The organism is Acinetobacter sp. GWC1_38_13, assembly GCF_001767535.1.
Lineage (GTDB): Bacteria > Pseudomonadota > Gammaproteobacteria > Pseudomonadales > Moraxellaceae > Acinetobacter > Acinetobacter junii.
The window spans coordinates 5,367-10,201 of sequence record NZ_MELG01000093.1 but is presented as its reverse complement, the minus strand read 5'-3'; the positions used below and the strand labels follow the sequence as shown (position 1 = coordinate 10,201).

The window sequence follows — 4,835 nt, the reverse complement described above, 5'->3', positions numbered from 1 at the left end:
TGCACACCGCCTAATGGATTGGTATGTCGTTCATCAGCAATCGCACTAAATACGATTCGTCCCTGTTCAACTTCTACAGGTTTCATCGGCATTGTCTTTGCAATTCCTGGCTCAGGAAAATGACCTTGAGCAAATGCTTGCATGATTTCCAAACCTGTCATTTTTAATGGATTCATTGAAGTTTCCCTTTTAAGAGTAAATCGTACATTTACGACTGCAACAACATTGGTTCTAATTTAGAACTTATTAACAATACCTTATCTATGCTAAGATAATTTGTCAACGTTATGATTATCTACGTTCAATTACAGTCATAGCGATCTGCTTATCTCAAAGCGAATCAATAGAGGTTAAACATGAAATGGCATGAATTGGGTGAAATGAGTTGCCCTATTGCGCGTAGCTTATCGATTTTCGGTGATCGATGGACACTCTTGATTATCCGCAATGCTTTTCTTCGCACACGTCGTTTTGATGATTTTCAAAAGCAGCTCGGTATCACACGGCACTTACTCACTGAGCGTTTGAATCGCTTAGTTGAAAATAAAATTTTTGAAAAAGTGTTATATCAAGAAGCACCAAAACGTTACGAGTACAAACTTACAGACAAAGGTTTAGCCCTCTATCCAATTATTATGGCAGTCACGACATGGGGCAATTATTGGCATAATGAAGATAATAAATATCCAATTTTGGAATATTTGCATAAAGACTGTGGTCATAAGACCAAAGCAACCATGACATGTCAGCACTGTCATGGTGAGTTAACTGCGAAAAACACCCTAGCCTATTATGATTCGATGGAAATGGATCAGGTTGTAGAGAACGCTATAAATAAATAGGTAGGTATTCAAAACTGTTCTGCTTATTAAATAATGAAGAGTAATGATGATTACTCTTCATTTGAGCGTAGAACTAGAAACTAAAACCAATATTCAAATTGATGCGATAAAGCCATTTATCACTATTTGGCGAAACCGTAGACGTAAAACCTGTGGCATTGGTAGCTCCACCGATAATATTCGAGTTTTTCCCCCAAGTGTAATCCGCCCATACCATGAAAGGTGAAGCAATAAACATCATCCCCGTAGTATTCATCTGTGAGTTAGACCAATCCTCACGTTTTTTATCTAAATAACTATAATCATTGTAAAAACGGATTGCTTTTAGTTTGCCCATATCTTGCACAGGTAATGTGTATGCGAGGTTTAAACTCGCAATAGTTCCTTCGGAAGCAATGAAATATGCTGGCGTTAAACCATTGGCACCCATCAAGGTCATATCATCATTTACACCATCTGGATTTTTTGCGTCATATTGATAATGAATCACTGAGCTTTGGATATTGAAACGCTTGTAATTATTATCAGTATGCAAACCCACTGCATAATATTTGCCGTTGTCATCCGTGATTTTATTATGCAATTGAGCAATTGCACCTGATACACCAACTTCTTGCTTACCAAATTCAGTTTCTAACTTACGAACAATCCGAGTATTCACTTGATGACGCTTTTCATTTTGATAGGCTTTTTGTGTTGGAAATGCATTTTCAGCCAAATCATCATAAGTCGCACTTTCAGGTGAATATCGAAGATTAGTTGCTAGCATCTCAGGATAATAGCCTAACTTCACATCCCAATCTTTGTTGTTGAAATTCCAGTTCAAACCTGGAGCGATGTTATTCCCAGAACCCAAAAAGAATGGAATATGATAAGTCCATCCATTTTGCGGATAGGGATAAATTGCAAAGGGTTTATAAACAAAACCAGCCTCTATGCTATTATGTTCATCCAAATGATATCCCACATAGGCTTTTTCAATTGAGCGCTTCTCTTGATCTTGGAAAAGGTAGCTGGCATTGAAATAGGCATCATCAAACTTGCCTTTCAGATCAACTCGAAAAATATCAAAATAGAGTTTTCCAAAACCTCCATTTGGCCCCTCCCAATTTTCATAACGTTGATTCAAACGCACCACTCCACCAAGCTTGACAGAATCCGTTCCATCCTCACTTTTCCATTCCAGTGCTGAACTTTGTGCGTATACATTTGATACCGCGCTTATCGACAGTGCTGCAAGCATCATGACTAATGTCTTTTTCATATCATATTCCTTCGCTTCGATACCAACCGTCCTGTTGGCTTGGATTATTGTTTTACCTGTAAAACATAGTTTTTATTGTTTTGTAGGCAAAAAAATTTGCCTACAAATTTTCTAACATCAGTCATCTCAACCAATGTTTAAATTACTCAGTACAATTTCTTTTGTGGTGGACCTGCAAAGTTCAGAGGTCCAATTGAATGCATATCTAGCTCAATCACACTTGGCCCTTGGAAATCAACTGCCTGCTGAATTACTGTTCTAAACTCTTCTGCACTACCGACTTTCCAACTTTTCACGCCCATCGCCTCACCCAAAGCTTGGTAATCAGGTGTGTGTAATTCGTTGAAATACTGGCGTCCTCCGAAGTAATTATTTTGAATACCACGCATGACCCCATAGCCACCATCATTCATGATCATCAGTACCATATTGGTATTTTCTTGCGCCATCGTCGCAATCTCACCAATCCCGAGCATCAAACCACCATCACCGACTAAACCAATCACTTTTTTGTCAGGATTGGCAATTGAGGCACCAATTGCGGTAGCTAAACCTAGACCTATCGCCCCTGCTAAAGAGTGAATATTTTGATTTGGTGCTTGTACTGGGAATAAACGACTGCCCCACGTACTTCCTGACATCGTAATATCACGAACAAAAATGCCATCTTGTGGTAGTGCTGCACGAAGGTGATCACAGATCAACGCATATTGGTCAAGCTGTGTACGTAAGGCATTGATTGCTGCCTGTTTCGCATCAACAACTGCTGCATCATACTCAGTATCTATTTTAGATACGCCTGCTAAACCTGTGAGAACACGTTGCAACACATCTTTGGCATCACCACAAATGAAATTACGAATTTTGTAATTACGTTGTTGTGCAACAGGATTAGCATCGACCTGAATAATATTTTCAGGGAACTGCACTGAATAGGTTTTGGTTTCGTTACTACGCAAACGCGACCCGACTACAACCAATAAATCAGCATTTTTTAAAAGTTGCTCAACACCTGCTGAGTTATGGAATGCACCTAGGCTACGTGGATGGTTATCTGCTAGCACACCACGCGCATGGGTTGAAGACACTACTGGAATACCAAGATCAGCAATGGCTTTGACTTCATCCACACTATTGAGCGTACCACCGCCGATCCAAAAAATTGGACGTTTGGCTTTTTTGATTTCATCAATGATCAAATCAACTCCAACTTGATCTGCCTGAGGTAATTCCAGTGCTTTGACTGGACCTAGATTCAGGGGTAAATCAATTTCTGCTGCCTGTACATCAATCGGCAACTCGACACTGACTGGCCCCATCGGTACCGTCGTGGCGACACGAATCGCTTCACGAATCACGCCCACTGCATTGTCAGGACTGGTGATACGAAATGCCGCTTTGCTAGATGCACGCAAGAAAGTTAGCTGATCTTTGGTTTCATGAATAAAACTTGCATCACGATCTAAATATTCACGTTCAACTTGACCTGTTAAATGCAACACTGGACTGCCCGCATTCATCGCTTCAATCAATGAACCCACAGCATTTCCTGCACCTGCACCGGTACTGGTTAAGGCAACACCCAAACCTTTAAAGCGTGAATGACCATCTGCCATCGTCACTGCACCTGCTTCACCACGCGCCGCGACAAAGCGAATTTTTTCACGGCGACCTACTGCATCAGCAATTGGTAAATTATGAATTGAAATGACGCCGTAGATACTATCAACTTGATGCGCCTCTAAAACACGAGCGATTGCTTCGCCTACATTTACACGTTCTGTCATTACTATATTCCTCAAAAACTTGTTCTATCCATGAATTTATTAATCGCACCAAGGATTTGGCTGTTCGCTTAATCCCATATAAATGCTTTTTTGTTGCATATACGCCAAGATGCCTAAACGCCCCTTTTCACGTCCAATTCCACTTTCTTTGAAACCACCAAAAGGTGCAGAAATCGAGAATTTTTTATAGGTATTGATCCAGACTGTTCCTACTTCTAGAGCACGTGCAAGTTGCCAAGCTTTACGATAGTTTTCAGTCCAAATCCCAGCGGCTAAACCAAAACAACTGTCATTGGCTTGTGCAATTAAATCTGCTTCATCGTCATATCTCATCACCACCAATACAGGACCAAAGATTTCTTCCTGACAGGTTTGAGCTGAGTTATCGAGGCCTGTGATAATGGTCGGTAAATAGAAACTACCTTTTGCCAATTCACCATCCGTCAATGCCTGACCACCAACTAGAACTTGTCCACCTTCTTTTTTGGCCAATTGAACATAAGCATCCACAGAAGCTAAATGCTTAGGATTGATCAAAGACCCTAAATGGACGCCTGCGGTTTCAGGATGTCCAACGCGCAAGCCTTTAGTAATTTCAACCAGACGCGTTAAGAATTGATCATAAATACTGCGATGTACAAATAAACGTGATCCTGCAATACATGCTTGTCCTGCAGAACTGAAAATGCCATAAGCCACACCTTTAGCTGCAAGCTCAATATCGGCATCTTGCATGACGATAGTTGGTGATTTTCCACCAAGTTCTAAAGATGTGGTAATCAACTTGTCAGCGGCAATATGTGCTAAATGACGCCCTGTACTCGTTCCACCTGTAAATGAAATTTTGCGTACTAATGGATGTTTTACGATTGCATCACCAATCACCGAACCACGTCCAACCAGTACACTCAATAAACCTTTAGGTAAACCGGCTTCTTCAAA

At 40.7% G+C, this 4,835-nt stretch carries 5 protein-coding genes; 1 reads left to right on the top strand and 4 read right to left on the bottom strand.

Features of this window, described 5'->3' with window-relative positions:
* Positions 1-176: hotdog fold domain-containing protein (locus A2003_RS10045; protein WP_502685955.1), on the bottom strand; the 176-nt coding region annotated here is incomplete at its 3' end.
* A gap of 180 nt (positions 177-356) precedes the next feature.
* Here A2003_RS10045 and A2003_RS10040 point away from each other — a divergent pair.
* Entirely contained in the window at positions 357-842 is a 486-nt protein-coding gene (locus A2003_RS10040) for a winged helix-turn-helix transcriptional regulator (protein WP_112986154.1), read from the top strand.
* Between the two features lie 73 nt (positions 843-915).
* Here the strand turns inward: A2003_RS10040 and A2003_RS10035 are convergent, their stop codons facing one another.
* The 3 genes from A2003_RS10035 to A2003_RS10025 all read right to left on the bottom strand — a co-directional run.
* Positions 916-2,106 carry a hypothetical protein gene (locus tag A2003_RS10035; RefSeq protein ID WP_112986155.1) on the bottom strand — a complete coding sequence of 397 codons (1,191 nt, stop codon included), beginning with the start codon at positions 2,104-2,106 and terminating at the stop codon, positions 916-918.
* Between the two features lie 146 nt (positions 2,107-2,252).
* Entirely contained in the window at positions 2,253-3,893 is a 1,641-nt protein-coding gene (locus tag A2003_RS10030) for a thiamine pyrophosphate-binding protein (RefSeq protein WP_112986156.1), read from the bottom strand.
* 39 nt (positions 3,894-3,932) lie between these two features.
* On the bottom strand, positions 3,933-4,835 hold a 903-nt coding region (locus A2003_RS10025; RefSeq protein WP_286687286.1), incomplete at its 5' end, for an aldehyde dehydrogenase family protein.

What these genes read in the sequence shown, in the direction of transcription:
- A2003_RS10040 (WP_112986154.1), top strand. Translation starts at nt 357, where the DNA reads ATGAAATGGCATGAATTGGGTGAAATGAGTTGCCCTATTGCGCGTAGC.
- A2003_RS10030 (WP_112986156.1), bottom strand. Translation starts at nt 3,893, where the DNA reads ATGACAGAACGTGTAAATGTAGGCGAAGCAATCGCTCGTGTTTTAGAG.
- A2003_RS10035 (WP_112986155.1), bottom strand. Translation starts at nt 2,106, where the DNA reads ATGAAAAAGACATTAGTCATGATGCTTGCAGCACTGTCGATAAGCGCG.